We start from the raw sequence: 26429 nt of genomic DNA on the forward strand, positions 1-26429 counted from the left end.
CGGTCAGTACGACCCGGTGCCGTCGAACAGCTCCCCGATCCGGTCCCCCATCGACGGGGGCTGGGTGCGGCCCACGGCCGTGGAGGTGAAGGTCTCGACGTACTCGTCGTAGGTCATGGTGACGCTCTCGTTGCCGAACCAGGGGTTGACCACGGTGACGGTCCCCGCCTCGACGTCGACCTCGGAGACCTTGTAGGCGTGCTGGCCGGCGATCTCCGGATGGGCGGGCTCGTTCTGGCCTCCGGTGCCGGCGGTGACCGGACGATCGTTCCCGAGCAGCTGGTGGAGGTCCTCGATCGGCGGGGTGTCCTCACCGCTGTACGAGCTGGCCTCCTGCCCGGTGATCGTCTGCAGCGCGTCGACACGGTTGCCGAAGTTCAGGGGGTCGTCCTCGCCGAGCGATTCGAGGTGCATCTGGTACGCGCGCTCGTAGATGCTGTAGACGGAGTGCCCGCCGGCCTCGCCGTCCTCGTCGAGTCGCGCCCCGTTCTCGGGAGTGCTCTCGACGATGTAGTGGATCTCGTTCCCGTCCTCGTCGTACAGGGTCACCCGGTAGACGCCGTCCTCCACCTCCTCGATGTGCTCCTCGAGGAAGTCCGGATCCTGCTGGGCGATGGTCCCGACCGTCGCCAGCAGGAAGCAGTCCGCGATGCCGCCCTGCCCGGTGTTCTCCAGCTGCGTGTCCTCGCCCTCGAGCGGGATGTCCTCCTCGAGCGGCTCCGTGCCCTCCGCGTCGCCGTCGTCGACGACCTTCTTCCCGGAGCCCTCCTCCTCCGCGCCCGGTCCACCGCTGCCGGGACCGTCGCCGGAGGCCTGGTCCTGCTCCTCGGCGTGGGCGCGCAGCTCGTCCGCCCGTGCCCGGAGCGCGTCGCCGGTGCCGGTCGCCTCGTCGAAGGTGACCTGGGCGCGGTCCCGGAAGGACACGGCATCAGGGCCCTCCCAGGTGGTCCGGGCGATCGCGCCGCGCAGCGCGGAGATCAGCTCGTCGAGCCGTCCCGCGCCATCGTTCGTCCTCTCCCCCTGGTCGCGCACCTGATCGGTGTCCGCGCCCAGGAAGGTCATCGCACCTCACCGCCGGGCTCGGCCGCGGCATCGGCGTCGGCGTCGGCGTCGGCGTCGGCATCGGCATCGGCATCGGCGTCGAAGGACACCGCGACGCTCCCGCGCCCGGTCACGTCGGGATCATCGCCGTCACCGGGGTGGTGGAGGTCCAGCGCATGCAGGCTCACCGTGCCGACGCCGTCGACTCGGACGCTCTGTCCGAGCGGCACCCGGACGGTGGTCGATCCGGCGGGGCTCATCACCCGCAGACGGGCGTTCTCCGACCCGGGCTCGTCCGCCGCGGACATCACGCCGATGCGCACGCTCCCCCATCGCTCCATGGCGCCCATGCGCAGCGTCCTGGTGGTGTCCATGCCGTCCCCTGTTCGCTCGGGCCGCGCCGATGCGGCGCGCGCTCGTGGTCGACACAGTAGATTCGTTCTCGCCAACGAGGAATGGGGAGGACTCCCCACGGGGACGGGGGACGGCATGCACGGACATCGACGAGGACGGCGCACCGCCGGAGTGCGCGGGAGATCTGCCGCGGTCCTGCTCGCCGCCGCCGCGCTGACGCTGTCCGGCTGCTCGCTGCTGGACAGCGGCGATCCGGCGCCGCCTCCCACCGATCCCACCTCCGAGGAGGAGGCCACGCCGCGCGAGGGCACCCTGCTGCCGGAGGGGACGACGGAGGCGGAGGTCGGAGTCGGTGAGAGCGTGCAGGTCGCGCTGCCCGAGGGGTCCCTCGGCGTGGGCGACTACTGGGGTGTGGTCTCGGTGGAGGACCCGGGGATCGCCGAGGCGGACGTCGCCATCGGAGAGGACGTCGTGGGAGAGAGGCCCGACGGCTCCGGGGACGGCGAGGGCGGGACGCAGGCGTTCGCGATCGAGATCAGCGGGATCGAGGCGGGCGAGACGACGGTGCGGGTGCTGTACTGCACGCGGACGCGTGAGGTGAGCGAGGACTGCGACCAGTCCCACGGCACGCTCGAACCGCCCGTGGAGCCGGTGGAGATCGTGGTGCGGGTGGGGTGAGGGGCCGGGCGGTCGGACTCGCCGTCACTCGCAGACGGCCGACGGGATCTCGTTCCCGTCGCATGGCGGACCAGGCAGGCAGGGGGGCCGTGCGTCGCGGCACCCGTGCGAAGATCGACCTCATGGCTGACCGCTCCAAGTTCCGCACGCTGCTGGATGATCTGCGCCGACAGATCGAGGCCATGCCCGTGGGGACAGCGGTGCCCAGCGAGCGGGCGCTGGCGGCGGAGGCGGGCGTCTCCCGGATGACGGCCAGGCGCGCTCTGGACGAACTGACCCGAGAAGGCCGCCTGGTGCGCGAGGTGGGTCGCGGCTCCTTCGTGGCGCGGCCGGCGGTGACCCTGCCGCTGCATCTGACCGGGTTCACGGAGGACATGGCCTCTCGGGGGATCACGGCGACCTCGCGAGTGCTGCGACTGGCCGAGGAGCCGGCGGATGCCGCCTCGGCGGAGCACCTCGGCCTCGTCGAGGGCGCTGCCGTGATCCGCCTGGATCGTGTGCGCCTGGCCGATGGCCGCCCGATGGCGATCGAGCGCACCACCTTGGACGCGAGCATGGTCCCTGGTCTGGCCGACGTCGACTTCGCCGACAGGTCCCTCTATCGCGAGCTCGAGCACCGCTACGGCGTGCTGTTCGACGCCGGCGAGCAGACGATCCGGGCCGCGATCGTGCAGCCGGAGGACGTCGCCGCGCTCGGCGTGGACGAAGGCTCGGCGGTGCTCGAGTTCGTGCGCGTCTCGGGGTGCGGTGGCCGGCTGGTCGAGCGGACCGTCTCGACCTATCCGGGAGACCGTTTCGAGCTGTCCGCCCGGATCGCTCCCGTCACAGCTCCGGGATCCGGGGGGCGAAGCGCTCTACGAGCGCGGCGTTGAACTCATCGGTCCCACCGACGTTCGCGCTCTTCCAGCGGGGGACGTCCGGGGCGATCGAGTCGATCCGGCGCAGGATCGCCGCCCACAGAGAGGCCGTGATGATGGTGGACGCGGGAGCGGTGACCGGGGCTTCCGGCGGCCAGGTCACGTCCCCGGCCGGGACGGCCGTGTCCAGCACGATGTCGGAGATCTCGAACAGCCGATCCTCGGATCGCCTCGGAGCGGCGGCGCTCGCGGAGACCGAGGTCATCGAGACGACCCGCGCCCCCACCTCACGGACGTGGCGGGCGATCTCCACGGGATAGGGATTGACCCCGGAGTTGGAGAAGATGAGCACGGTGTCGCCGTCCGTGATCCCGGCGCGCTGCGCGATCTCGGTCCCGAGGCCCACCTGGCGCTCGGCGGCCGTCGAGTCGAGCGCCCCGGCCAGGGGCAGGATGCGCTGGTCCCACAGAGGGCGCACGAACGCGAGCCCACCGGCGCGGAAGAAGGTCTCCATCACGGCGGCCAGGGAGTGCCCGGCGCCCGCGGCGTAGAGCAGTCCGCCGCCGCGGGCCGAGGTGGCGATCGCCTGGGCCGCCTCCCGAAGTGCCTCGTCGTTCTCCCTGACGACGCGGGTGACCAGGGCGGTGAGGTCGTCGATCATCGCCATCCCTCCTTCTCCAGCGCGTCGATGATCCGGCCCTCGACGTGGTCGACATTGATGAAGTTCTCGATGGGGACCATGACCGGGGCGATGTCGCCCAGCTCCTCGAGGTAGGTCTGCTGAGCGATCACCATGTCAGGCTGCTCGCCGCGGGCGGATCCGGCGTCGGTATGGCGCAGGGTCGCGTCGATGCCCATGCGCTCGAACGCCTGCTCCGCCGTGGTGCGCAGGATCAGGCTGGATCCCATCCCGGCCCCGCACACGGCGAGGACGTCCCACGGGGTGGGGCGGGCGCTCGCGCTCAGCGCTGTGCCGTCGGACCCGGTCGAGGCGTCGGCGCCGCCGGCACCGTCGCCGCCGCCGATGCCGACCCCGACCGCAGCCGGGACGCGGTGCTCGGGGACGCGACCCTCGGCGGGGGAAGCCGGAGCCTCCTCGGCGGCGGGCAGACGCCGACCGACGATCACGAGCACCAGGACGGTCACGCCCAGCACGCCGGCGGCGATCACCCAGATCGCCCAGGCGCCGAGCGGCGCGAGGAGCGAGCCGAGACCGATGAGCGCCCAGCCCACGGCATACCAGTCGGCATCGGCGAGGGTGGCGAGCTCCGGGGCGGTCCCGGCGTAGAGGCTCCAGCCGATGGCCTGGCCGACGGCGAGCACGACGCCGTTGAGGACACCGCCGAAGATCGCTCCTCGCCAGCCGGCCACGGCGTTGCCGAACACGCCACCGGCGCCGCCGCCGAAGAACAGCATGATCATCGGGGGCACCAGCACGAACCAGCCGGTGGCCGCGAAGATCCCCATGAGCACGAGGAACACGAGGGTCGAGGCGAGGAAGCCGATCATGACCGAGGTCGGCGCGCGGGTGAAGACGACCGGGAGGTCCAGGGCGGGCTTCGTGCCCGGCAGGGCCTTCTCGGAGAGCCCCTTGAAGGCCGGGACGATCTCCGCGAGGAACATGCGCACGCCGAACAGCAGGATCGCGATGCCGGCGGCGAAGCGAAGGGCCTGCAGGATGGCCCAGACCCAGGGCAGCAGGGCGGCGTCGCCCATCTGCTCCTGGACCACTCCGGAGTCGGCGAAGAGGATCGCGACCAGCATGATCACGCCGATGATGGTGGCGGTGGAGACGTTGATGTCCTTGAAGAAGGAGACCGGCTTGGGCAGGCGCACCTTCTCGGAGTCGTGCGCGGCGGGGTCGCCGAGCTTGAGGGCGCGGGCGCCGTAGCCGGACGCGATGGCGATCAGGGAGTCGGTGTGGGCCAGGCCCACCTCCTCGTCGCCCATCACCTTGCGCATGAGAGGTGCGGTCCACAGCGGCTGCAGCACCCAGTAGCAGCCGATGAGGAGGGAGCCGACGCCGGCCAGCACCCAGCGGTTCACGTCGCCGAAGGCCTCGACGAGGCTCGCGGCGATCACCACGCTCATCCAGTACATGAGGTGGCCGGTGAGGTACACGAACCGGGCCGCCGGGAAGAGGCGGACGAGCGCCAGATGGACGACGAAGCCGCCCGCGATGATCAGCGGCACCACGGAGCCGGACCCAGCGCTGAACTCGGCAAGCGTCGAGGTGGACTCCGGCGGCTCGAGACCCATGGCGCTGGAGACGATGACCTGGAAGCTCGACAGGCCCCCGGTGAAGATCTCGACGCCGATGTTCAGGATGACCACACCGATGGTGGCGCGCAGCGCGCCGGCGACGACCTCGTCGAACGGCTTGCGCTGCAGGACGAGTCCGACAAGGGCGATCAGCCCGATCAGGATCGACACCTGCGCGAACAGGTTGTCGGTGATGACGCGTACGACCTCTTCGAACGTCCCCATGTGCGGCCTCCTCGACGGTACGGCCCGGCATGACCGCCGGGGCTGGACGTAATGGTATAGCCCATTTGGGGTCGGGACAATCGCGCTACGGGATGCACGCGGGTCGCGCGCCGCGACCCCGCGGCCTCTCGCCCCGACAGGGACCCGCGGCGCGTGTGCACATCTTTTACATCACCCCTTGACTGAGGCCCGCCCCTCTGTGAATCTTGTGCACCACGCCACGCTCACCCTGAACGCAACGACGCGTCGGAGGACCGCACATGCAGAGCCGTTCCACTCCCCCACCAAGACGTCACCGGCCAGCTCCCCTCGACCACCCGCTCACCCGCCGCTCCTTCGCCTCACTCGCGGGCGCCGCCGCAGCAGCCGGCCTCGCCGGCTGCGCCACGCAGAGCACCGCGAAGGATCTCGACACCCTGCAGGTCTGGGGAGGTGTCCCGCCCGAGAGCGGCCCGCAGGCTCTCGTCGACCACTTCATGGAGAAGCATCCCGAGCAGAAGGTGGTCTACACCCGGTTCGTCAACGACGATCGCGGAAACCTCAAGGTGAACACGGCCCTGCAGGGCGGCGTGGACATCGACGTGTTCTTCACCTACGACTCGTCGAACCTGGCGATGCGTTCGGAGTCGGGGATGGCCGCGGACATCAGCGAGCTGGTCCGCTCCACCCCGGAGTTCGAGCCCTTCCTCGACACGGCGGAGCCCAAGGCGCTCTTCGACGGCGAGGCGATCACTGCGCTGGCCACGACGAAGGAACCGAACTTCCTGCTGATCAACGAATCGATCCGTGAGGAGGTGGGGATCGACCTGCCGCGGGCCTGGGAGCTCGACGAGTTCCTCGAGGCGGTGCGGGCCTTCGCCACCCCGGACCGCTACGGCACCTACAAGCTGCCGGATCTCCCCCGCATCGAACTGGGCCCGGACCACTGGTACGCGGAGGGCGGCGGATCGAACTTCGAGCATCCCGCGTTCCTGCGCCACTTCGAGCTCACGGCGCAGATGATCCGCGAGGGGACGATCTTCCCGTGGTCCCAGGTGCTGGCCCGCCAGATCGAGGCCTACCAGCAGAACAACTTCATCGCGGAGGACTTCGCGATCTGGGGCACGGCACCGTTCAGCCTGCGCTTCCTCTCCGACCCGGTCGAGTACCCGCACGAGTTCCTGACCTCCTGCGCCCCCATGCCCACGATCGACGGCGCGGACTGGAACAGCGGCATGTACGGCAACTACATCCAGGTCAACGCGAAGAGCCCGAAGCAGGAGGCCGCCCGGGAGTTCGTGAAGTTCTGGCTGCTGGAAGGGGCTGCGGACATGGCGCCGGGCGGCAAGATCCCCACCCTGGACAACGTCGACTCCGAACTGCTGCTGGACGCCGTGCTCGGAGAGGACAAGGAGACCTACTTCGAGGTCGACTCCTTCCGACGCACCCTGTTCGACGACGATCCCCGGCTGTACTCGGACACCGACCTCACGGCGGTCGCGGAGATCACGCACACCTACGAGCAGCAGCGTGACGTCTGCTGGCTGCTCGAGCGCTCCCCCGAGCGGACGATCCGGACGATCCACTCCGATGCTGACGCTCTCATCGAACGCTTCGGGGAGGGCTGAGATGACGACCGCTCCCGCTTCCACCTCTGCTGCCGCCCCCACCGCCTCCGGCGCCGCGTTCCCGCGCCGACGCACAGGGCGCGCCCCGTCCGATCCGAGGCCGATCGTCGGCTGGCTCTTCATCGCTCCGAACCTCGTGGGCGTGCTCCTGTTCACCTTCGTGCCGCTGGTCTCGGTGGTGCTGCTGTCCTTCACCGAGTGGAACCTGGTCTCCGGCATCGAGGGGATCGAGTTCGTCGGGCTCGACAACTTCCTGTTCGTGCTGCAGGACCCGACGTTCTGGCGCAGCCTGCTGATCACCGTGGTCTACGCCGGAGTGGCCGTGCCGCTGACCTTGGCGGTGGGCCTGCTGCTGGCGATCGCGCTGAACCGGGATCTGCCGGGACGCGGCATGCTGCGAGCCTGCTTCTTCATCCCGTACATCGTGAACATCGTGGCGATCGGGATGACCTGGATGATGCTCCTCGACCCGTCGGCCGGGCTGCTGAACCAGTTCCTGGGGTTCTTCGGCGCGGAGTCCCTGCCGGGCTGGTTCGCGAGCTCACGGTGGGCGCTTCCCGCCCTGATCCTCGTGACGATCTGGGCGCAGGCAGGGTATGCGTGCCTGATCTACCTCTCGGCCCTGCAGGACGCCCCGGAGCAGCTCTACGAGGCGGCGCGGATCGACGGCGCAGGCCGCTGGACGATGTTCCGCTCGATCACGTGGCCCTCGCTGCTGCCGGCCTCGGTCTTCCTGCTGATCACCCTGTTCGTGGGCATCTCCCAGAGCTTCGGGATGATCGCGCTGATCACCAACGGCGGCCCGGGCGCGTCGACCACGACGCTCTCGTTCTACATGTACCAGACCAGCTTCCAGTTCTACCGCTTCGGCTATGCCTCCGCGGTGGGCCTGGTGACGTTCCTCGGGATCTTCGTGCTGATGCTCGTGATGTGGCGGGCCCAGCGAGGGAGGGCTCTCCATGACTGACACCCTGCACCCCCGCCACGCCGACCGGGCCGCGCCGGCCTCCACCCCCGCGGTGCGCGACAGCCTCCAGGCGCGTCACGCCCTGCACCAGCGACGTCGACGCCTCCGCCGCTGGGCCTGGGGCATCCCGATGTGGGTGCTGGCCCTGCTGTTCCTGCTGCCCTTCGCCTGGATGATCTCGACCTCGTTGAAGCCGGATGCGGACGCCTTCGCGGTGCCGATGACGTGGATCCCGGAGGACGTCCGCTGGGAGAACTACGTCGAGGTGCTGTTCGGGGAGGGCTCGGTCCTCCCTGCCTTCGGCAACTCGGTGTTCGTCGCGCTGCTGCGCGTGCTCGGCGAGCTCGCCACGGCGACTCTCGCCGGGTACGCCTTCGCGAAGCTGCGCTTCCGCGGCCGCAACGTCGTGTTCATCGCGTACCTCGCGACCTCGCTGATCCCCGCACAGCTGCTGCTCGTGCCCCGCTTCGTGTACTTCCAGAACCTGGGGCTCTACGACTCGCTGTGGGCGCTGATCCTGCCGGGGATGTTCACCGTCCTGGGCACGTTCCTGATGCGTCAGTTCTTCGTCAGCCAGCCCGGCGAGTTCGCCGAGGCCGCGCGCATCGACGGGGCGAACGAGCTGCAGATCTTCTCGCGGATCTATCTCCCCAATGCCATGCCGATGATCAGCGCACTGGCGATCCTCACCTTCGTGTGGTCGTGGAACGACTACGAGACACCGCTGGTGTTCCTCTCCTCGCCCGAGACGTACACGCTGCCGCTGGCCCTGACGAACTTCACCGACGAGACCGGGGCGATCGCCCCGGGGATCGCGATGGCCGCGGCGGTCATCTCGATCATCCCGATCCTCGTCGTGTTCCTGATCTTCCAGCGCCGCTTCGTCCAGGCCATGACCGAGAGCGCGTTGAAGTGAGGGCCGACGGGCCCGCCGCCCCTGCCCGGGAGCCGTCCCGTCCGAGCCCACCCCCTCCGCGCCCACACCCTCCGAACCCACACAGTCCGCGCCCACACCGTCCGAACCCACACCCTCCGAACCCACCCTGACCGACGCCACCCTGCCCGACGCCACCCCGCTCATCACCCCGACCAGGAGTCCTCCTGCGATGTCCGCCCTCTCCACCGTCTCCGGTGTCGCCCCGTCGCTCGCGCAGATCGGGGACTACGGCCCGCCGCGCACCGAGCTCGGCGTCGGCGCGCTCATGCCCTACAACGGCGCCCTCTACGTCCAGAACTACACCTCGCACCGCGCCGAGACCGGCACGGGGGTGAGCCTGCGCCGCATCGAGGGCGACTTCTCGATGGAGAAGGTCCCCGAGGCCCTCGGGGTGGACGGCACGTACACGAACCGCCTCGTGCACTTCGAGACCGGGCTGCTGGTGATCGGCCCGCACGTCATCGAGCCGGACCACACCGTGCACACGGTCGACGAGCTCGCCCGACATCGCCTGTGCGGCACCGCCCGGCACCTCACCCGCCCGGACACCCACGTCTACGTGCTGACGATGGAGGGACTGGTCTACGAGCTCGAGCTCGCCACGCGGCAGGCGAGTCTCGTCTGGGACCTCAACGAGGAGCTCACCACCGAGGGCGAGTGGAAGGTCCACTACAAGGACTGCTACAGCGCGCACGGCCGGCTCGTCGTCTGCTCGAACGAGTACGGCGAGGAGGACTGGGCCGGGACGCAGAGCAGGGGCCGGCTCGCGGAGTACGACGGCACCGCCTGGCGGATCCTGGAGCGCAGGCCCTTCACGGCGATCGGTGGCCGCGGCGACTTCACGGACACGATCTTCGCGACCGGCTGGGACCAGGCCTCGGCGATCCTCGAGGTGTACACGGCCCGCGACGACACCTGGACCCGGTACCGGCTGCCGAAGGCCTCCCACACCTTCGACCACAAGTGGCAGACCGAGTGGCCGCGGATCCGCGAGACCGAGCACGAGCGCCTGCTGGTGGACCACCACGGCCTGTTCTACGAGCTCTCCCCCTGGGCGTACGGCGGCCGGATCTGGGGCCTGCGGCCGATCTCCACCCACCTCTGGGTGCTCGGGGACTTCTGCTCCTGGAAGGGGATGCTGGTGCTCGGCGCGGACAACGCCTCCCCCAGCGGCGGGAAGAACGTGACCACCGCCGAGCCCCAGTCCGGGCTCTGGTTCGGCAAGACGGACGACCTGTGGGGCTTCGGGAAGCCGAGCGGCTGGGGAGGTCCCTGGTGGCGGGAGGAGGTGCGCGCCGGCGAGCCGTCGGACCCGTACCTGATGACGGGCTTCGAGAACAAGTGCCTGCACCTGGAGAACCACGGGGAGCACGCGGCCGGATTCGATCTCGAGGTGGACATCCACGGCGACGGCCGCTTCCGACGCAGCGAGCACTTCACCGTGGGGCCCGGGGAGCTGGTCACCGATGTGTTCCCCAGCGGATTCAGCGCGCATTGGGTCAGAGTGGTCCCCGACGCCGACACCACGGCCTCGGCACAGCTGTTCTACACCTGAGAGCGACCATGACACCGACCACTCCCACTGCCCGCCCCACGCTCCAGACCCTGCGCGAGGCGCTCCCCGACCTGAACCCGACGATGCGCCGCGTGGCCGAGGCGATCCTCGCCGATCCGCTCGCCGCGGGCTCGGCGAGCATCACGGCGCTGGCCGCTCAGGCCGACGCCGCTCCCGCGTCGATCTCCCGCCTGGCCGCGCGGCTCGGCTACGCCGGGTTCCCCGCTCTGCGCTCGGCGATCGCGTTGGAGAACGGGCGCAACGCCCAGTCCGAGTGGGAGCGGGACATCGGCAGCGCGATCACCCCGCACGACTCCCCGGCCGAGGTGCTCGACATCCTCGCCGGCACCGCCGCGCGTGCTCTGCGCGATGCGGTGGAGGGCATCGACATCGCCCGTGTCGAGCAGGCCGCCCGAGCGATCGCCGGGGCGGAGCGCGTGCACCTGTTCGGTGACTGGGGCGACTCCGTCGCGCTGCGGGAGCTGCACATGCGCCTGCAGCGGATCGGGGTGGCCGCCTGGTTCCTGGAGGGCGGGCCCACCACCCTCCACGCCCTCACCAACACGCTGACCGACCGGGACGCCGTGGCGGTGCTGAACCGCTCCGGTGAGGACGAGCTCAGCACCCGCCTGCTCGGCGACGCCCGCGCGCAGGGTGCCACCACGATCGCCGTCCATGGTGCGCCCGGCTCGCCCGTCGACGAGAGGGCGGACATCAGCATCTTCACCGGGATCCGCAACGGCGAGGTGTGGACCCACTACTACTCCGGTCGCGCCAGCGACACCCTCGTCACCAGCCTGCTGTGGGTGCTGGTGGCCCAGTTCCGTTCGGCCGACGGCGCGGAGCGCTTCATCGACGACGGCACCCTCGGGAAGCATCCCTGAGCGTGCCGGGCCGGCCCGCCCCGTCGGCCCCTCCTGATCCACCTGCTCGAAAGGACGATCCTCCGTGATCGAAGAGACCATCCGCACCGACGTCGCCGTGCTGGGCGGAGGCCTGGCCGGGATCTGCGCCGCGATCGGCGCCGCCCGCCAGGGACGGCAGGTGGTGCTCGCCCAGAACCGACCCGTGCTCGGCGGGAACTCCTCGAGCGAGGTGCGGGTCTGGGTGTGCGGGGCGACCGCGCACGGGATCCACCTGTTCGCCCGCGAGACCGGCATCATGGGCGAGCTGTTCGTGGAGAACCAGTTCCGCAACCCCGAGGGCAACCCCTACTACTGGGACCTGCTGCTGCTGGAGACGGTGCAGGCGGAGGAGAACATCACCCTGCTGCTGAACACGGACGTCACCGAGGTCGAGGCCGACGGACCGGCCGAGGCGCGCGTGATCCGCCGCGTGACCGGGTGGATGAGCGGCTCCGAACGACGGATCACGCTCGAGGCGCCGACGTTCATCGACTGCACGGGCGACGGACTGGTGGGCCATCTCGCCGGCGCCGAGCACATGACCGGCCGGGAGCCGCGTGCGCATTTCGACGAGTCCTGGGCGCCGGACGTGCCGGACCAGAACATGCTGGGCAGCACGATCCTGTTCTACTCGAAGGACGTCGGCGAACCCTCGAAGTTCGTCAAGCCCGCGTTCGCCGTCGACGTCGCCGCGACGGGCATCCCGCAGCATCGGGTGATCCGCCAGGACATGCGCGGCTGCGCCTTCTGGTGGATCGAGTGGGGCGGCGAGCTGGACGTGGTGCACGACAACGAGCGGATCCGCGACGAGCTCCAGGCCGTCTGCTACGGGATGTGGGATCACATCAAGAACTCCGGAGAGTTCGACGCGGAGACCCTCACCCTGGAGTGGGTGGGGGCGGTGCCCGGCAAACGCGAGTACCGCCGCTTCGTGGGCGAGCACGTGCTCACCCAGCAGGACTTGCTGGGGCAGACGGAGTTCGAGGACCGCATCGGCTTCGGCGGCTGGTCCATCGACCTGCACCCCTCCGGCGGTGTGTACGCGACCGAGCCCGGTTCGAAGCACTGGCATCCCGACGGCAACTACCATCTGCCGCTGCGCATGCTGTTCTCGAAGAACGTCACGAACCTGTGGATGGCCGGGCGGAACATCTCGGCCAGCCACGTCGCCTTCGGGTCCACGCGCGTGATGGCGACCTGCGCCGTGCTCGGCGAGGCGGCCGGGATCGGGGCGGCTCTCGCACAGCAGCTGGACGTGACGCCGTCCGCACTGGCGAGCGAGCACACGACGGAGCTGCGCCGCGCGATGGTGCGGGCCGACGCCTCGGTGCTGGGCGTGGAGCACGACGATCCCGCGGACCTCGCCCTGCAGGCCGCCGTGCGCGCCTCCTCCACGAAGCAGCAGCTCGCCTCCACGCGCAGCGCCGGGCTGGTGCCGCTCGTCGACGACCTGGGGCTGGTGCTGCCGGTGGATCCGCACCTGGACGGGATCGATGTGCTGGTCGACGCGGAGCGCGCGACCGAGCTGCGGGCCTCGCTGCACGGCACGTCCGCCCCGCAGAACTACCTGCCGGCCGACGAGGTCGCCGCGGTGAACGCGGCGGTGGAGCCCGGGCGCTCCTGGGTGCACCTGCCGCTGGCCTGGAAGCCGGAGACCGCCCGGAACGGCTTCGTGATCCTGCACGCGAACCCCGAGCTGGCCGTGCACCGGGGCTCACAGGTGGAGCCCGGCACCGTGACCATGATCCACCGCGAGATGCCCGAGGACGAGCGGTACACCGAGCAGTGGCGCGCCTGGAAGGAGACCCTGCACGGCCAGGGGATCTGCTTCCGCGCGAGCGCGCCGACCGACGCCTTCCGCCCCGAGCAGGTGCGCGGCGGCTACGCCCGCCCCTACGGCGGCCCGAACATGTGGGTCTCCGCGCCCACCGGCGATGACCCGCAGCCGTGGATCGAGCTGACCTGGCCGGCACCCGTCCCAATCGGCCGCGTCGAGGTGATCTTCGACGACGACGTGAACGAGGACCTCATCAATCTCCACCACCACCGCACCGAGGCCGAGGTGATGCCGACCCTGGTGCGCGACGCACGCGTGGAGGCGCTGGTCGACGGCGCCTGGCGCGAGGTGGCGCGGATCGAGGGGAACCGGGAGCGGCGGGTACCCGTCGAGATCGACGAAGCAGATCAGGTCTCGGCCTTGCGTCTGATCACCATGGATTCCCACGGGGTCGACGGTTCGAGGGTTGTCTCAGTGCGCGCGTATCGCGACTGATCCCAGACTGTCCAGCGCTGTCGATCTCGCCCGGCACCTCACGGTCGACCCCATCACTCGGCAAGGTCCGGGGCGGCCGAGAGAATCCGACGCTCGGCCACGCCTGCCTCGCAGCACGCTCAGGACCTCCGAGGCGGCGCAGCTTCGCCATGTCCCGCGAGCGTCAGACCGAGGACGTAGGCGAGCGAGTCGGCCCCTCGGGGCTCGGCATCATGGGCCCGTCGGATCAACGACTCCTCGCTCGAGCAGGCTCCGCCGGTTGCCTGGTCGATCCAGGGCCGCAGAATCGTCTCCGCCACCGGCGAGAGACCTGTCAGGAACAAGGAGGTCAGGGCGCCTGTGAGTTCTCCGGCGTGCCCCGAGCTCTGGATGTTCACGATCACGGCATCGGGACCGGCGGCGCGAGCATCTGACGCGCTGACAAGTCCGGCATCACCGCTGACCACGTGTCGCGCGATCCGCTGTGCTCGCAGCGCGAGGTCACGATCGAGCACGGCTCCCTCGAGCATCTCCGCCAAGTCCTGCTCGGGAAGCGCCGCCAGATGCTCGAGATCGTCGACCGCGTCGGGATACGAGGAGAAGAACGATTCCGCCCAGACCGGGGCCTGCAGCTGACGCAGATTCCCTTCGGGCGGGATGTCCTCCAGCAGTACGGCAGTGAGCAGGGCGGCAGCCATCCCCCGCCCGGCAGTGGAGAAGTCAGTGCTGAAGTAGTTCTCGGGAATCCGCGAGAGGACTCCGAGCGTGCGGGCGAGGTTCTCGTCACCGTGCTCGAACAGCGCGTCAGCTTCGCCTGCGGCACCGGGCCCGAGCTGAGCTGTTTCCCAGATCCGGAGGAACTCATAGCGATGAGATGCCTCCGGATGCCGGCGGGCATGGGTGCGGAGGGCAACCAGGGCCTCGTCCTCTCGTCCGTCATCAGCCAAGGCGGTCACCAGGTCGCCGATAGCGATATCCCCCCGGAAGGGGTGCTCCAGGAACTCCTCGTGGATGTGATGGATGATTCGTCCCCTGCCACTCGCCAGGCCGTGACAGGGCCACCCCGGTGCCCAGCGCAGACGACCGGCACTCCGGGCCCCTTCGAGAATCGGCATCGGCGAGCGTTGCGCCGGCAGGGCGGAGAAGCGACACGCGAACTCGCCGTACGGCGCATCGGGCCACTCGGCGAGCTCGCGGAGCAGATCTTCGATCTCCCCACGTGCCGCAGCGATCTCGGTGCGAAGCCGGCGCCGAGGAGCAGTTTTCGTACCAGTTCGAGAGCCGGACTCGCTATCGTCCAGGAGTCTCTGCATCTCACCCGCCACTGGCGCGGCGCCGGAGCTCAGACGGTCGAAGATGATCGCGATCCACGGGTAGGAAGTCTCGGGTGCAGCGAGTTCTGCTCGCAGGATCGTCTCGGCGACGTGAAGCGGGTCGGCGTGCCCAGCGGCGACGAGGCCACCGATCGTCGAGCAGGCGAGGTGGAGGGTCCACTCATACCTCATCTCCTCGGCCGTCCCGGCGGCCGTACGTCGCAATGACCCGGCGATAGCGAGAACGGCAGACGCGTTCGCCGCAGGATCAGCGCGATCGAGCGGCTGACACAGAACGTTCATGAGCTGGTCGGCATCGACGATCCCTGGGAGCGACAGTCGCGATTCTCCATCGATTCCCCGCCTGTTCACGAGGCGGAGCAGGTACTTGGACAGTTCGTCGCCCGTCGCTTTGCCGACGAGAGCCCTGGCGACCCGGATCTCGCCCTCGAGCGAATCAACTGCCCACATCAGCTCCGCTTCCTCATCGGGGTCGCCCGAACGTGCGGCGCCGAGCCAGCACTCAGCGAAGCGATCCCACACGACGTCGAGCTGATGCCGCGATGCGAGCAGCTGCTCCCACCGAGCGATCCGCGCGTTGCCGATCCCGCCACGGAGCTGAAGCTCCCGGATCCAGGCGGCGAGGGCATGGATGCAGGGATGTTCCGGGAAGGAGCTCCCGCAGGTGCACGTCGCGCGAGGTGCGTTCCGCGAGCGGATCATCGTCACGACGTGGACGGGATCCGTGCGAACCAGCGCTTCAACGGTGCGGCCGTCTCCGACCAGCACGTCGGTCACGAGGTCCAGCAGCCCCACGCCGTGGAGCAGTCGCGACGGGGAAGCACCGGGAGCGAAGCGGAAGGCTTCCCAGGACAGATCCATACGCGGAGTCTTGCCGTGGGGTGGGACATCTGAATCAACGCGGTCGGGACGAGAACATCGGTTCTCGCGTCGGAAGTCTGCCGTCGCCCCTACGATGCGCTCATGACAACGATCCCTGATTCGCTGACCACGACGTACACGCGGTGGGCAGCACTCGACCGACGCCCACAAGGCACATTCCCGTGGCGGCCGGGCTCCTGGGCCAATCGGTTCTCGAGGGACGACACACCCCAACTCAAGGGCATCAACCTGGGGGCTGCGATCAAGGACATCGTCGGCGCCACCAGGAGGGCCTTCGGAGGGGACGAGGATCGCATCGATCGGACCGTCGTGGAAGGGTTCCATTCCCCGACGATGCTCCGCGACACCGACGGCTCGCCGAGCCCACAGGCGGTGGTCACCGCGTTCATCGCCGCGATGATCTGGGGCTACGGAACCTCCGGCTACGGTCCGTACCGGACTGTGCGAGTCCTGTCGACGGACCCCGACGCCGTGGAGCATCTCGTCGAGATCGCCCGAATCGCCCAGGAACCCACCCAGGGCGGCCATGCGGCGTTCGAGGAGATCGCCGCGCAGCGAGCGACGGGCGATCCCTACCTCAAGTACCTCGGCCCTGCCTTCGGCACGAAGTTCCTGTATTTCCTCACCGCTGCATATGACGAGGTGGAGACGACTCCGGTTCTCGACGCCGTGGTGCGGCGCTGGTTCCGGGACGAGGCCCACGAGACGCTGTACACCGCGTGGTGGGACTCCGACAGCTATGCGAGGTACCTGGGCCTGCTTGACGAATGGCGGAAGGCACTTCCCGCTGCGACCGGATCGAAAGCGCTGGAACGCGCGGATGTCGAGCTGCTCATCTTCGCCTCCGCACGAGGCGACGCCGGCTCATGGCTGACAGGTGACGATCCGGTTCTCCCGGAAGAGCTCGGACTCGACGAGCTTCTGGGTGCGGTCTCGGGTGAGATCGACCAGCTCGCCACGCGGCCCCGCGACGACAGCCAAGAAGGGCCTGAGCTGCTGCGCCAACTGATCGAGTGGGTGGAGCGGGACGATGCGGTGAGCGGGAACGGGGCGCTCTGACGGAGTTCGCCCGCACACGGTGAGGACTCCCCGCTACCAGAAGCTGGCGGTCGAGAGTGGAAACCAGGCCATAGGTCAGGTCACCACGCTGTTGAACATCGCCGCGATGAGGACGTACCAGCACTTCGGTGCCCGTTTCGCGGTACGGCGGCGCGGTCACGACCTACGCGACCCTCTCCCGACTTCTCGAGGAGGGCTCGTTCGAGCGTCTGGACACGCTCGTGGTCGATCATGCGCGCAAGATCAAGAACCCCGCCTCCCGGCGTTCCCGCAGCACTCGCGAGCAGATCCGCCGCGCACGCCACGCGATCCTCATGACGGGAACACCGATCGAGAACCGCCTGGAGGAGTTCCGCACCCTCATCGGCTACCTGGACCCGGAGCTCGCCCGATCCTCGGAAGGTCTGCTGCCGCTGTCGTTCCGGCAGCACATCTCCACCACCTACCTGCGCCGCAACCAGGAGGACGTGCTCAAGGAGCTGCCCGAGCTCAACGAGATCGAGGACTGGATCGAGTACTCCGACGAGGACAGGGCCGCCTACGAGCAGCAGGTGCTGGCCGGCAGCTTCATGGGGATGCGTCGTGCCGCGATGACGAGCGGGACGGCATCGAACAAGGTGGAGCGGCTGAGCGAGATCATCGACGATGCCACCCAGAACGGCCGCAAGGTGATCGTGGACGACTTCACGCAGGCATCCGGTGGTGCCGTGCTGCTCTCACAGATCCAGGCCGGCGGGGAGGGCCTGAACATCCAGGCCGCCTCGATCGTGGTCATCTGCGAACCGCAGCTGAAACCCTCCCTCGAGACGCAGGCCATCGCCCGCGCCTACCGGATGGGGCAGCAGCGCTCCGTGCAGGTCCACCGCCTCCTCTCCGACGAGGGCACCGACCCCCGCATCGTCGAGCTCCTGGCCGAGAAGACCCAGATCTTCGACGACTACGCTCGCGAATCCGCCGCCAAGGACCTCGACGTCGAGGCGATGGAGACGCAGGAGGTCGCGATCGCCAGGCAGGTGGTCGCGGACGAGCGGGAGCGGCGGGAGAGGGGCGTCGAGGCGGGTTGAGACGACTCGGCACCCGCCCTTCGGTCCCGTCTCCAGGGCTCTCCACGGCGCCGATCAGTGCCAGCGGCACGGCGACGCCGTTCCACGTACACCCCCGCTCGTAGCCATCGTCGGCGAGCAGCGCCAGGAGCAGGCAGCCGATCACGACGCCACCCGCAGTTGTGCTGACCTGCGCCTTGTGTCGACGCTCGACTCGTCGTGACGTCGTGATGTCGGCGCCGAGGTCACCGGGCGAACGCGCCGGTCCGTGCTCCGCCCGTCGTCACAGCAGCTCGGCGTCGTCGATGAGGTAGGCCGGTACGGTGGTGCTGCCGCCGATCTGGGTGTCGTAGCTGAGGCTGCCGCCGATCGTCACCCACAGCTTCACCTCGTCGTCGGCGACGAAGGGATCGAGGACCGGGCAGTCGGACTCGCCGTCTCCGGCGAAGCCGACCGAGTTGTGCTCGTAGTCGTACCAGGCGCTCTGCGGGTAGTGGGCGATGGAGACCCGGACGAAGCACTTGCCGGTGGCCGCGTCCAGCTGCGTGATCCTGCCGTAGACGATCACCTGGCGCCCGAGGTGGTCGTCCGGCGCCTTCACGATCTGGGCGAGATCACGCTCATCCAGCTCGTCGTAGGTGCTGAGGTCCGGCGCCTCGGTCTCTTCCGGGTCAGGCTGCTCCGTGGGCTCGGGATCCGCCGTGGTGGCGGAGACGGGTTCCTCCTCCGCGGTCGGCTGTTCGTCCGTCACCGGCTCCGCCTCGGGGGAGTATTCCTCCTCGACCGCCGGGTCCGACGGCTCCGCGTCGACCTCCGCGTCTACCTCCGTGTCGACCTCTGCGCCGTTCTCCGCGTCGATCTCTGCGTCCTGATCGATCTCCTCCGTCTCCCCCGCGGCGACCGTCGGCTCCGGGACGCCACCCCCTGCCGGGATCAGCACGAGGCCGACGAGCGCGACGGACATCGCGATCGACGCCAGGACACCGACGACGGCTGCCAGTCCGCCGGCATAGGTGCGCTTCGTCGCGAGTCCGCGACGAGCCGCGAGGACGACCAGCACGATGCCCACGATCCCGAGCCCGGTGCCGAGGAGCGGTACCGGCCCGAGCGCGAACGCGGCGAGGCAGACGATGAGCGCCGCCATGGCGAGCGACGTCGCCGGCGAACGTCGCCCGGCGAGATCATGCGGGACGCCGGAGGCGACGGAACTGTCGCTCGGCCTCTCGCCGGGAGAACCGTATGGAGGTGTGGTCACGTCATCACCTGCGCCGCCGGCAGCGGCGCACCCTTTCGTCCGGGGACCCGCGCTGCTCGACGGGTCATCAGGGGAAGTCTGCGACGGGGATCCGACATTCGAACTGTCGCCGTCACTTCCGGCTCGACGGAACACGTCGGTACTGCCGCCCACCGCGCTCATGCTCCACTCCTCGGCGGTCACGAGGCCGGCGATGGGACCGATGAAGCGACGGGGAGCGACCGCATGGCTACCATCGGCTCATGGACGAACGATCCGCCTCGGCGAACGACATCGTCACGATGCTCCTCCCCTCACTGTCGCGGAGCCTGGAGGACCAGTTCAATGTGTTCCGGGTGATGCATCACGGGACCCACGAGAAGCAGATCTCCAACGTCTTCGCCTGGCTCCTCGACGCCGATGCGAACCACGAGCTCGGGGATGCGGCACAGCGCGTCCTTCTCCATCGGATCAATGCCGCGCTCCCCCACGTGAACCGACTCCCGTCCTCGGGGTATCGCGTTGCGCAGGAAGTGGTCACGCACGGCCTCGAGGACGCCATCAGCGACACCGGGGCGGACATCGCCGACATCGTCCTCTCCCGCGCCGACGCGGCGGTCGTCGTGGAGAACTTCGGGACGTCCGACGGGCACGGTCACGACTATCACCGGTATCTCGCGCACGGCACCACCGGCGGGCGGGCGGCCGTCGTCGTCCTGCTCTGCCAACGACGCGAGTCCCACCGGCAGCGCGACGGCTGGGAGTCAGCTGTCGTGGTGACGTACGCGGAGGTGCTGCGCGATCTGCAGAACGTTGTCGACGTCGACGGGTCGTGGCGCATGCGTCACCCGAACCAGCACTTCTTCATCCGGCAGATGCTTCAGCATTTCGTGGAAGGACCAGCGGCAGTGAACCTCGACGACACGATCTCGTTCCTCACGACGATGTGCGACACGGGCGAGTCCGAACGCTTCGGCCACCGTCCCCGCGACGCGGCGACCCAGCAGTTCGCCGACCTCGTCGCCGAGCATGCCCGGAGCCAGCTCGAGGTCGGTCGAGCGGCACTCGCCTCGGCGAAGAGCGGATTGCGCGCGTACTCTCGGTCGGTTCTGATGGACCAGGTGAACGCGACGATCACGGAAGGCCGGATCGAGCAGATCGTGACGCGGTTCGTCGGCCGATGGGAGTGGTGTGTGGAGCTGCAACGGGCCGATGCGCACCCGACGATCTTCCTCGAGTTCGGCCCGACCGCCGTGGTCGAACAGCAGCGAGTGCCGCTCCCGGTCGAGAATCCGGACTACTCGCGGGTCTTCATCAGCATCCAGGACGCCGACCGCTCCGGCATTGCGCGGATCGCACAGACCGACGTGCACCTCGCCGAAACCATCAGCGGATTGGCGGGGGACGACTTCCGTCTGCGCGATGCCGTGCTGAGGATGGTCGCCGCAGAGTGACTCGCGCCTCCGCGGCCACGTCGTGCTCCTCCGCGGAGCCCCACTCCCCGTCCCTCTCCTGGATCTGCATGGAGAGCGCGCCGGATCGGGCCCGACCGCTCGGACGCGCAGAACGGTGACACCTCGGAGAAGATGCGGCAAGGTGGGGAGCCTGCCCGTCACCTGATGACCACGCCCCGACCCCGCCCCGATCACCACCCCGGCCACCATCCCGACCGCCGCGCCGGCCACAGTCCCGACCGCCGCGCCGGCCACCGTCCCAGGGGCTCCGCCAGCTCACGAAGGTATCGATCGCATGGAACCGCTCGTCGGACTCTTCACCGACTCCAGCCTCGTCGAGATCGAGCTGCTGGTGGCGACCTTCGTGCTCTGCTCCCTGCTCGGGATCGAGCGCCAGGTCCGGCAGAAGGCCGCCGGCTACCGCACGCACGTGCTGGTGGGCCTCGGGTCCTGCACCTTCACCCTCGTCTCCGCCTACGGCTTCTCCGCCGTGCTGGGGGACGAGGTGATGCTCGACCCCTCGCGCATCGCCGCGCAGATCGTCTCCGGCATCGGCTTCCTCGGCGCGGGCGTGATCTTCAAGGGCCGGAACGTGGTGCGCGGGCTGACCACCGCCGCGACGATCTGGGTCGCCGCCGCCGTCGGCATGGCCTGCGGGGCGGGGATGCTGTCGCTCGCGATCGCGCTCACGGCGATCCACCTGATCACCCTGTTCGTCATGGCCCCGCTGATCCGGAAGCTGCCGGACCCCGACCGCAAACGGCTCACCCGGATCACCTACGCGGACGGCGCCGGCGTGCTGCGCGACATCCTCTCGGTGGCCACCTCCTCGGGGTTCACCAGCTCCATCGAGAGCAGCCGCCGCAAGACCAAGGACGAGCGGACCCTCGTCATCATGGACATCCGCTTCCACGGCCGCTTCCCCGTGCGGGACCTCGTGCCGGAGCTCGTCGAGCTGCGCGGCGTGGAGAGCGTCTACCTCACCGTGTCCTCGGACGATGCGGATGACGGGGTGTACGACTGAGGGTGGGAGGCTCCGCAGGGACGGATCCGTGAACGCGGGCGACGTCGGGGTCCTGACACCGTGCGCATGTCAGTTATAGACTCCATGTCAGTTATTAACTGACTTGGAGCTCGTATGTTGCACACCGCGCCCGCCCTCTCCGCGGACGACGACGCCGTCCTGCGCGCCATCGACGAGATCCGCCGCAGTCTCCGATATGCATTGGCCCGACCGCGTCGATGGAACGGCACGCTGCGCCGACAGGCGAGGGCACGCGCGGTCCGCGGTTCCAACAGCATCGAAGGGATCACGGTCACCGAGGACCAGGCACTTGCGATCGTCGGGAACGAAGAGGATCAGGTGTCGGTGGACGCGACATGGCTCGCGGTCAAGGGCTACTCGGACGCGATGACCTACCTCCAGGTCCTCGCCGAGAGAACGGAAGCGATGAGCGAGGCCGATCTCCTGGCACTGCACTTCATGGTGCAGGGCTACGACCTCGACCGCAGTCCGGGTCGATACCGTCGTGGAGAGGTGTTCGTCCACGACGACGATTCACAGCGCACCGTGTACACGGGCCCCGAGGTCGATGCCGTCCCCGGCCTCATGTCCGATTACCTGGCTTCCCTCGCAGAACTGGGAGCCAGCGATCTCCATCCGATGGTCCAGGGCGCGATGGCGCACCTGAATCTGGTGATGATCCACCCGTTCGCCGACGGCAATGGCCGCATGTCCCGCATCGTGCAGTCCTTCATGCTCTATCGCGAACAGTTCAGCGAAGCGCAGTTCGTGAGCATCGAGGAGTACCTGGGACGGAACACGACCGCGTACTACGACGTCCTCGCACGGACAGGTCGCGGACGATGGTCGCCGGAACGGTCGGCCTCGGAGTGGATCGAGTTCGCCCTCACCGCCCACTATCGACAGGCCCGAACCGTCCAGGGGCGACTGTGGAGCGCGGACCGCGTGGCGGAGCTGGTCGACGACAAGGTCGAAGCCGGACTCGTCCCGCACCGCGCCACGCCGGCGCTCGAGCTGACTTTCTCAGGCTGGTCGCTGCGCAATGCGACGTACCGCGAGCTCGCCGACGTCACCGCGACCACGGCCTCCCGTGATCTCTCCGCTCTGGTCGAAGCCGGCATCCTGCAGAGACACGGAGCGAAGAAGGGCGCCTGGTACAGCCCGGCAGACGTGTACCGCACATGGCTCACCGAGCTGCGCGAGAAGACGAAATCCTCTTTCGACGCCGGAGCCGATCCGTACCGCCTGGCGAGCCGTCGGGAGCACATCCCGGTCAGCTCCGACGTCGGGTGAGCAACGGCGCGGCAGTGAGGCCACGGCTAGGACCGGTGCCGGACGGAGCGAGTGTCCGCGGAGGCGTGTGACCAGCCGGTACTGTCCCCCACTCACAGCAGCTCGGCGTCGTCGACCAGGTAGGCCGGGACCGTGGTGCTGCCGCCGATCTGGGTGTCGTAGCTGAGGCTGCCACCGAGAGTGACCCACAGCTTCACCTCGTCGTCCGCGACGAACGGATCGAGGACCGGGCAATCCGACTCGCCGTCGCCGGCGAAGCCCATGGTGTTGTGCTCGTAGTCGTACCAGTCGTCCTGCGGGGCATGCGAGATGGAGACACGCACGACGCACTTGCCGGTCGCCGCGTCGAGCTGGGTGATCCGGCCGTAGACGATCACCTGGCGGGCGATGTGGTCGTCCGGCGCCTTCACGATCTGGGCGAGGGTGCGCTCGTCGAGTTCCTCGTAGGTGGACAGGTCCGGTGCGACGGTCGGGGCCGGGCTCGGATCGTGGGTGGGCTCCTCGGTGGGCTCCGGATCCGGCGCGGGAGCCGTCGTGGTCTCCTCCTCGCGGGTCACCGTCGGCTCGTCCGCGGAGGTCGTCTCCTCCTCGGCGGCTGGGGTGGAGGTCCCGTCGAGCTCCTCGGGCTCTCCCCCAGCGACGACGGGGTCCGGGTCGGTGCCGCTGCTCGGGATGATCACCGCGCCCACCAGCACGACCGTCATCGCGGCCGAGGCGAGCATGCCGAGCACGGCCGCGGCCGCTGCCCCATAGGTGCGCTTCGTCGCGAGCCCGCGACGCGCCACGATGACGACCAGGACGAGGCCGACGAGCCCGAGCGCGGCGCGGCGCCCTGTCGGACCTCCGCCGTACTCTCGGCGTCATGATCATGATCCTCAGCGAGGAGCCCCCGGAGCCGTATGCGGAGCCGCGCGGCACCTGCCCCGAGTGCGGATCGGCCCGGGTGACGCATCATCTGCTCGGGGGTCCGGATCCGCGCACCGAGGAGTCGGACCCGCCCTGGCTGCAGTGGCACGGGTGCCTCCCGGCCTTCGGCGACCGGTCGTGCGAGGACTGCGAGGCGATCTGGGACGTGGAGGATCGCGGGGAGAACGAGGAGCACCCCGAGCGCTCCGTCTGACGGTCCGGGCTCGCCGTACGAGCCGATGACGCAGCAGCCCGCTCGCCGCTGCGACGAGGACCTGCCCGCCGTGCAGGTCGTGGCCGGCGACGAGCAGGCCGAGGGGTCCTGCTCCGCGGATCCCGAGGGGTGACGTGCATGGCCGAACAGGTCCCGGGTCTACGACGTGACCGGGAACAGCGTGGCACCGATCGTGACGAAGCGCTGAGCCTCGTGCTCTGTGTCCTGTCGCGTCCTCGCCGTGAGGCGTCAGCGTGATCCCGTCAGGCCTCGCGACGCGTTGCGGCGGATTCCGGTCACGACGCTCCAGCGCGATTCTCCGACCGGTCCCGGCCGACGGCCGATGTCGGCTCGCCGAGGAGGGTCGGGCCTCGGAGCGGCAGAGCACGCACGGACGAGCGGGCACGCCCGGCGGCTGCGCTCGATCGCCCGGGTGACGGCTCAGCATCGTCCGAGCACGGTCAGCGGGGAACTGCCGTGGGCCATGGGACGAGTCCCCTCCAGCGAGTTGGCTGTCGAGAGACCACCCATCGTGCCGGTCAGGGACCCGTTCCTCCATCCCCGGCCAACTTCCACAACGTCATGACCCGCAACTACTAGGGCAGCTCCGCGACCTGGAAGACGATCTTGTCGCGGGCGTCGCTGCCCTCGTACAGCAGTCCAGCCCGTTCCAGGTCGAGCATCACCACATCGGAGTAGCCGGAGCGGTTCTTCGTCCTATCCGCCGCGTGCTGCCACGAGGAGCCGCCGTCCTCGGGAACGAACACGCCCAGGTTCTTCCGCAGCGTGCCGTGCTGCGGCGCGACGTAGACCAGCTCGTCCCCGGCGGCGCCCGATCCCTCCGAGGCGTTGACGATCGAGCCGTGCACCTCCGGGGTCGGAGCTGGACCACCCCACCCTGCTCGGGGACTTCCTGGCGCGGATGCGCTCCGGGGGCGTCGGGTCGACTCGCTGACCGAGAGGAAGCGCCACGCCCGGAACCCGCACCTCCCTCAGCTGATGTAGAGCTGCTTCGGGGGATCGAACATCGTCTCCCACATGACCAGCGATGCCGCTCCAGCAGCACCGACGTGCTCGCCGATGGACGTCCCCCGCACCTGGACCACATGGGAGGTTCGGCCGAGGTAGTTCCGGTTCACGAGCGAGGGGAGGACCCGCAGGAAGGCATGACGGAGCGCGGGCCACTGCGGGCCGCCGAGGACGATCGCGTCGAGGTCGAGCAAATTCGCGAGTTGCGCGCAGACGCGCCCGAAGCTCCTCGCGGTGCGCTCGATGATCTCCGCCGCCACCGAGTCGCCGCCCTCCTCCGCCTGACGGCAGAGCTCGGCGAGGGCCTTCTCCACCGCTCCCGCGTCCCCGAGATCCACGACGGGAAGCACCCCACGGGCCGTGGCTTCCCCGACGAGGACCGCGGGCAGGGCGGTCGCAGTGATGCAGCCGCGACCTCCGCACTGGCAGATCGGGCCGTTCGGGTCCCCGCTCATGTGGCCGATGTCGCCGACGTTGATCCCTGCCCCGCGCACGATGCTCCCGTCGAGGACGAGACCGGCGGAGACACCGGAGCCCAGGTAGATGAAGGCGAGGTTCTCGTCCACGGCCGGCGCCTTCCAGACCTCGCCCGCAGCCGCCGCGATGTTGTCCTTCTCGACGGAGACGGGGATCGCGAAGCGGAGCTCGAGCTCTCTCTTGAGCTCGACCACGTCCCAGCCCGGCAATATCGGCGAATCCACCACTCGCCCGTGAGCGGCATCGACCGGCCCCGGCGAGGCGACGCCGATCCCCGCGATCCGCTCCACCGACACCGAGGCGCTCTCCATCAACGAGCGGATCATCGTCTCGACGACGTCGAGCACGCTGTCCGGATCCGGAGTGCGCGGGGCCGGGCGGACCTCCTCGCGCACGACGGTCCCGCCCAGGTCCTGCATGACCGCGGTGAGTCGCGCGGGGTCGATGTGGAGCCCGATGGTGCACCGCGCGCCGGGCACCACCTCGAAGATCGCCCGTCGCGTGCCGCTGCCGCCCTGGACCCGACCGACCTCGCCGATCAACCCCTCCCCGACCAGGCGTCGAATGATGTTCGACATGGTCTGCGCGGTCAGCCCCGTCCGCCCCACCAGCTCGCCACGGCTGATCCCCTCGGAGCGTCGGATCAGGTCGAGCACGAGCATCTGGTTGTAGTCCGCCACGCGCGGCAGATTCGTCCCGCGCTTCGCCCACCGCCCGATCTGGGCGTCTTCGACCCGGGTCTGCTCTGCCATGCGTCGAAGAGTAGCGGCGAATCCGATCGTTGACATCCATCAAATGGATTGCGTAATGTGCGCCACCTCACGACGGGTCATGGCGGCGC

Annotated in this window: 23 protein-coding genes; 14 read left to right on the forward strand and 9 right to left on the reverse strand. The window is 69.3% G+C overall.

Going from position 1 to position 26429, the window contains the following annotated elements; all coding sequences use genetic code 11:
- Nucleotides 1-3: 3 nt before the first annotated feature.
- Both ACT3SP_RS08785 and ACT3SP_RS08790 read right to left on the reverse strand, forming a co-directional pair.
- Complete coding sequence (locus tag ACT3SP_RS08785) at nucleotides 4-1062, reverse strand: WXG100 family type VII secretion target (RefSeq protein WP_444586894.1); 1059 nt, start codon at nucleotides 1060-1062, stop codon at nucleotides 4-6.
- Nucleotides 1059-1415, reverse strand: a complete 357-nt coding sequence (locus tag ACT3SP_RS08790) for a hypothetical protein (RefSeq protein WP_444586895.1) — start codon at nucleotides 1413-1415, stop codon at nucleotides 1059-1061. The genes ACT3SP_RS08785 and ACT3SP_RS08790 overlap by 4 nt, the downstream gene beginning before the upstream one ends.
- Nucleotides 1416-1530: 115 nt before the next feature.
- On the opposite strand from ACT3SP_RS08790, the gene ACT3SP_RS08795 reads away from it, so the two are divergent.
- Nucleotides 1531-2073 (forward strand): hypothetical protein, encoded by a 543-nt coding sequence (locus ACT3SP_RS08795; RefSeq protein WP_444586896.1) that lies wholly within the window; start codon nucleotides 1531-1533, stop codon nucleotides 2071-2073.
- 122 nt (nucleotides 2074-2195) lie between these two features.
- Nucleotides 2196-2945 carry a GntR family transcriptional regulator gene (locus ACT3SP_RS08800; RefSeq protein ID WP_444586897.1) on the forward strand — a complete coding sequence of 250 codons (750 nt, stop codon included), beginning with the start codon at nucleotides 2196-2198 and terminating at the stop codon, nucleotides 2943-2945.
- Here the strand turns inward: ACT3SP_RS08800 and ACT3SP_RS08805 are convergent.
- On the reverse strand, nucleotides 2896-3597 hold the full coding sequence (locus tag ACT3SP_RS08805; RefSeq protein ID WP_444586898.1) for a sugar isomerase domain-containing protein: 702 nt from the start codon (nucleotides 3595-3597) through the stop codon (nucleotides 2896-2898). The two genes, ACT3SP_RS08800 and ACT3SP_RS08805, sit on opposite strands and share 50 nt — an antisense overlap.
- Nucleotides 3588-5417, reverse strand: coding sequence for a PTS transporter subunit IIC (locus ACT3SP_RS08810; protein ID WP_444586899.1), 1830 nt, complete (start codon nucleotides 5415-5417; stop codon nucleotides 3588-3590). The genes ACT3SP_RS08805 and ACT3SP_RS08810 overlap by 10 nt, the downstream gene beginning before the upstream one ends.
- A 260-nt stretch (nucleotides 5418-5677) precedes the next feature.
- Between ACT3SP_RS08810 and ACT3SP_RS08815 the strand changes: the two genes are divergently transcribed.
- The 6 genes from ACT3SP_RS08815 to ACT3SP_RS08840 all read left to right on the forward strand — a co-directional run bounded on the left by ACT3SP_RS08815 (nucleotide 5678) and on the right by ACT3SP_RS08840 (nucleotide 13660).
- On the forward strand, nucleotides 5678-7024 hold the full coding sequence (locus ACT3SP_RS08815; protein ID WP_444586900.1) for an ABC transporter substrate-binding protein: 1347 nt from the start codon (nucleotides 5678-5680) through the stop codon (nucleotides 7022-7024).
- Between the two features lies 1 nt (nucleotide 7025).
- The gene (locus ACT3SP_RS08820; protein ID WP_444586901.1) at nucleotides 7026-7991 is read left to right on the forward strand and encodes a carbohydrate ABC transporter permease; all 966 of its coding nucleotides are present in this window, start codon (nucleotides 7026-7028) and stop codon (nucleotides 7989-7991) included.
- A complete protein-coding gene (locus ACT3SP_RS08825; protein ID WP_444586902.1) occupies nucleotides 7984-8907 on the forward strand; it encodes a carbohydrate ABC transporter permease in 924 nt (307 codons plus the stop codon). Before ACT3SP_RS08820 ends, ACT3SP_RS08825 begins: the two co-directional genes overlap by 8 nt.
- A 190-nt stretch (nucleotides 8908-9097) precedes the next feature.
- Nucleotides 9098-10483 (forward strand): hypothetical protein, encoded by a 1386-nt coding sequence (locus ACT3SP_RS08830; RefSeq protein ID WP_444586903.1) that lies wholly within the window; start codon nucleotides 9098-9100, stop codon nucleotides 10481-10483.
- Nucleotides 10484-10491: 8 nt separating this feature from the next.
- Nucleotides 10492-11367: a MurR/RpiR family transcriptional regulator gene (locus tag ACT3SP_RS08835; protein ID WP_444586904.1), complete on the forward strand. Its 876-nt coding sequence runs from the start codon at nucleotides 10492-10494 to the stop codon at nucleotides 11365-11367.
- 64 nt (nucleotides 11368-11431) lie between these two features.
- Nucleotides 11432-13660: an FAD-dependent oxidoreductase gene (locus ACT3SP_RS08840; protein ID WP_444586905.1), complete on the forward strand. Its 2229-nt coding sequence runs from the start codon at nucleotides 11432-11434 to the stop codon at nucleotides 13658-13660.
- 119 nt (nucleotides 13661-13779) lie between these two features.
- On the opposite strand, the gene ACT3SP_RS08845 is transcribed toward ACT3SP_RS08840, so the two are convergent.
- Nucleotides 13780-15834 carry a hypothetical protein gene (locus ACT3SP_RS08845; protein ID WP_444586906.1) on the reverse strand — a complete coding sequence of 685 codons (2055 nt, stop codon included), beginning with the start codon at nucleotides 15832-15834 and terminating at the stop codon, nucleotides 13780-13782.
- 102 nt (nucleotides 15835-15936) lie between these two features.
- Between ACT3SP_RS08845 and ACT3SP_RS08850 the strand changes: the two genes are divergently transcribed.
- On the forward strand, nucleotides 15937-16914 hold the full coding sequence (locus tag ACT3SP_RS08850; RefSeq protein WP_444586907.1) for an 8-oxoguanine DNA glycosylase OGG fold protein: 978 nt from the start codon (nucleotides 15937-15939) through the stop codon (nucleotides 16912-16914).
- Nucleotides 16915-17042: 128 nt separating this feature from the next.
- Nucleotides 17043-17978: an SNF2-related protein gene (locus ACT3SP_RS08855; RefSeq protein ID WP_444586908.1), complete on the forward strand. Its 936-nt coding sequence runs from the start codon at nucleotides 17043-17045 to the stop codon at nucleotides 17976-17978.
- 262 nt (nucleotides 17979-18240) lie between these two features.
- Here ACT3SP_RS08855 and ACT3SP_RS08860 read toward each other — a convergent pair whose 3' ends face one another.
- Nucleotides 18241-19212 carry a hypothetical protein gene (locus tag ACT3SP_RS08860; RefSeq protein ID WP_444586909.1) on the reverse strand — a complete coding sequence of 324 codons (972 nt, stop codon included), beginning with the start codon at nucleotides 19210-19212 and terminating at the stop codon, nucleotides 18241-18243.
- A 281-nt stretch (nucleotides 19213-19493) separates the two neighbouring features.
- Between ACT3SP_RS08860 and ACT3SP_RS08865 the strand changes: the two genes are divergently transcribed.
- The 3 genes from ACT3SP_RS08865 to ACT3SP_RS08875 all read left to right on the forward strand — a co-directional run bounded on the left by ACT3SP_RS08865 (nucleotide 19494) and on the right by ACT3SP_RS08875 (nucleotide 22962).
- Nucleotides 19494-20645 (forward strand): PD-(D/E)XK nuclease family protein, encoded by a 1152-nt coding sequence (locus ACT3SP_RS08865; RefSeq protein ID WP_444586910.1) that lies wholly within the window; start codon nucleotides 19494-19496, stop codon nucleotides 20643-20645.
- 295 nt (nucleotides 20646-20940) lie between these two features.
- The gene (locus ACT3SP_RS08870; RefSeq protein ID WP_444586911.1) at nucleotides 20941-21669 is read left to right on the forward strand and encodes an MgtC/SapB family protein; all 729 of its coding nucleotides are present in this window, start codon (nucleotides 20941-20943) and stop codon (nucleotides 21667-21669) included.
- 114 nt (nucleotides 21670-21783) lie between these two features.
- Nucleotides 21784-22962 carry a Fic family protein gene (locus ACT3SP_RS08875; protein ID WP_444586912.1) on the forward strand — a complete coding sequence of 393 codons (1179 nt, stop codon included), beginning with the start codon at nucleotides 21784-21786 and terminating at the stop codon, nucleotides 22960-22962.
- Between the two features lie 92 nt (nucleotides 22963-23054).
- Here the strand turns inward: ACT3SP_RS08875 and ACT3SP_RS08880 are convergent, their stop codons facing one another.
- Nucleotides 23055-23747 (reverse strand): hypothetical protein, encoded by a 693-nt coding sequence (locus tag ACT3SP_RS08880; protein ID WP_444586913.1) that lies wholly within the window; start codon nucleotides 23745-23747, stop codon nucleotides 23055-23057.
- Nucleotides 23748-23824: 77 nt separating this feature from the next.
- On the opposite strand from ACT3SP_RS08880, the gene ACT3SP_RS08885 reads away from it, so the two are divergent.
- Nucleotides 23825-24082, forward strand: a complete 258-nt coding sequence (locus ACT3SP_RS08885) for a hypothetical protein (protein WP_444586914.1) — start codon at nucleotides 23825-23827, stop codon at nucleotides 24080-24082.
- Between the two features lie 596 nt (nucleotides 24083-24678).
- On the opposite strand, the gene ACT3SP_RS08890 is transcribed toward ACT3SP_RS08885, so the two are convergent.
- The gene (locus ACT3SP_RS08890) at nucleotides 24679-24951 is read right to left on the reverse strand and encodes a hypothetical protein (protein ID WP_444586915.1); all 273 of its coding nucleotides are present in this window, start codon (nucleotides 24949-24951) and stop codon (nucleotides 24679-24681) included.
- Between the two features lie 123 nt (nucleotides 24952-25074).
- A complete protein-coding gene (locus ACT3SP_RS08895) occupies nucleotides 25075-26340 on the reverse strand; it encodes an ROK family transcriptional regulator (RefSeq protein WP_444586916.1) in 1266 nt (421 codons plus the stop codon).
- Nucleotides 26341-26429 lie beyond the last annotated feature (89 nt).

It is taken from the genome of Brachybacterium sp. AOP43-C2-M15 (genome assembly GCF_052446295.1).
GTDB lineage: Bacteria > Actinomycetota > Actinomycetes > Actinomycetales > Dermabacteraceae > Brachybacterium.

What these genes read in the sequence shown, in the direction of transcription:
- ACT3SP_RS08790 (WP_444586895.1), bottom strand. Translation starts at nt 1,415, where the DNA reads ATGGACACCACCAGGACGCTGCGCATGGGCGCCATGGAGCGATGGGGG.
- ACT3SP_RS08825 (WP_444586902.1), top strand. Translation starts at nt 7,984, where the DNA reads ATGACTGACACCCTGCACCCCCGCCACGCCGACCGGGCCGCGCCGGCC.
- ACT3SP_RS08805 (WP_444586898.1), bottom strand. Translation starts at nt 3,597, where the DNA reads ATGGCGATGATCGACGACCTCACCGCCCTGGTCACCCGCGTCGTCAGG.
- ACT3SP_RS08800 (WP_444586897.1), top strand. Translation starts at nt 2,196, where the DNA reads ATGGCTGACCGCTCCAAGTTCCGCACGCTGCTGGATGATCTGCGCCGA.
- ACT3SP_RS08835 (WP_444586904.1), top strand. Translation starts at nt 10,492, where the DNA reads ATGACACCGACCACTCCCACTGCCCGCCCCACGCTCCAGACCCTGCGC.
- ACT3SP_RS08815 (WP_444586900.1), top strand. Translation starts at nt 5,678, where the DNA reads ATGCAGAGCCGTTCCACTCCCCCACCAAGACGTCACCGGCCAGCTCCC.
- ACT3SP_RS08850 (WP_444586907.1), top strand. Translation starts at nt 15,937, where the DNA reads ATGACAACGATCCCTGATTCGCTGACCACGACGTACACGCGGTGGGCA.
- ACT3SP_RS08870 (WP_444586911.1), top strand. Translation starts at nt 20,941, where the DNA reads ATGGAACCGCTCGTCGGACTCTTCACCGACTCCAGCCTCGTCGAGATC.
- ACT3SP_RS08810 (WP_444586899.1), bottom strand. Translation starts at nt 5,417, where the DNA reads ATGGGGACGTTCGAAGAGGTCGTACGCGTCATCACCGACAACCTGTTC.
- ACT3SP_RS08795 (WP_444586896.1), top strand. Translation starts at nt 1,531, where the DNA reads ATGCACGGACATCGACGAGGACGGCGCACCGCCGGAGTGCGCGGGAGA.
- ACT3SP_RS08865 (WP_444586910.1), top strand. Translation starts at nt 19,494, where the DNA reads ATGCTCCTCCCCTCACTGTCGCGGAGCCTGGAGGACCAGTTCAATGTG.
- ACT3SP_RS08885 (WP_444586914.1), top strand. Translation starts at nt 23,825, where the DNA reads ATGATCATGATCCTCAGCGAGGAGCCCCCGGAGCCGTATGCGGAGCCG.
- ACT3SP_RS08875 (WP_444586912.1), top strand. Translation starts at nt 21,784, where the DNA reads ATGTTGCACACCGCGCCCGCCCTCTCCGCGGACGACGACGCCGTCCTG.
- ACT3SP_RS08785 (WP_444586894.1), bottom strand. Translation starts at nt 1,062, where the DNA reads ATGACCTTCCTGGGCGCGGACACCGATCAGGTGCGCGACCAGGGGGAG.
- ACT3SP_RS08845 (WP_444586906.1), bottom strand. Translation starts at nt 15,834, where the DNA reads ATGGATCTGTCCTGGGAAGCCTTCCGCTTCGCTCCCGGTGCTTCCCCG.
- ACT3SP_RS08895 (WP_444586916.1), bottom strand. Translation starts at nt 26,340, where the DNA reads ATGGCAGAGCAGACCCGGGTCGAAGACGCCCAGATCGGGCGGTGGGCG.
- ACT3SP_RS08820 (WP_444586901.1), top strand. Translation starts at nt 7,026, where the DNA reads ATGACGACCGCTCCCGCTTCCACCTCTGCTGCCGCCCCCACCGCCTCC.
- ACT3SP_RS08830 (WP_444586903.1), top strand. Translation starts at nt 9,098, where the DNA reads ATGTCCGCCCTCTCCACCGTCTCCGGTGTCGCCCCGTCGCTCGCGCAG.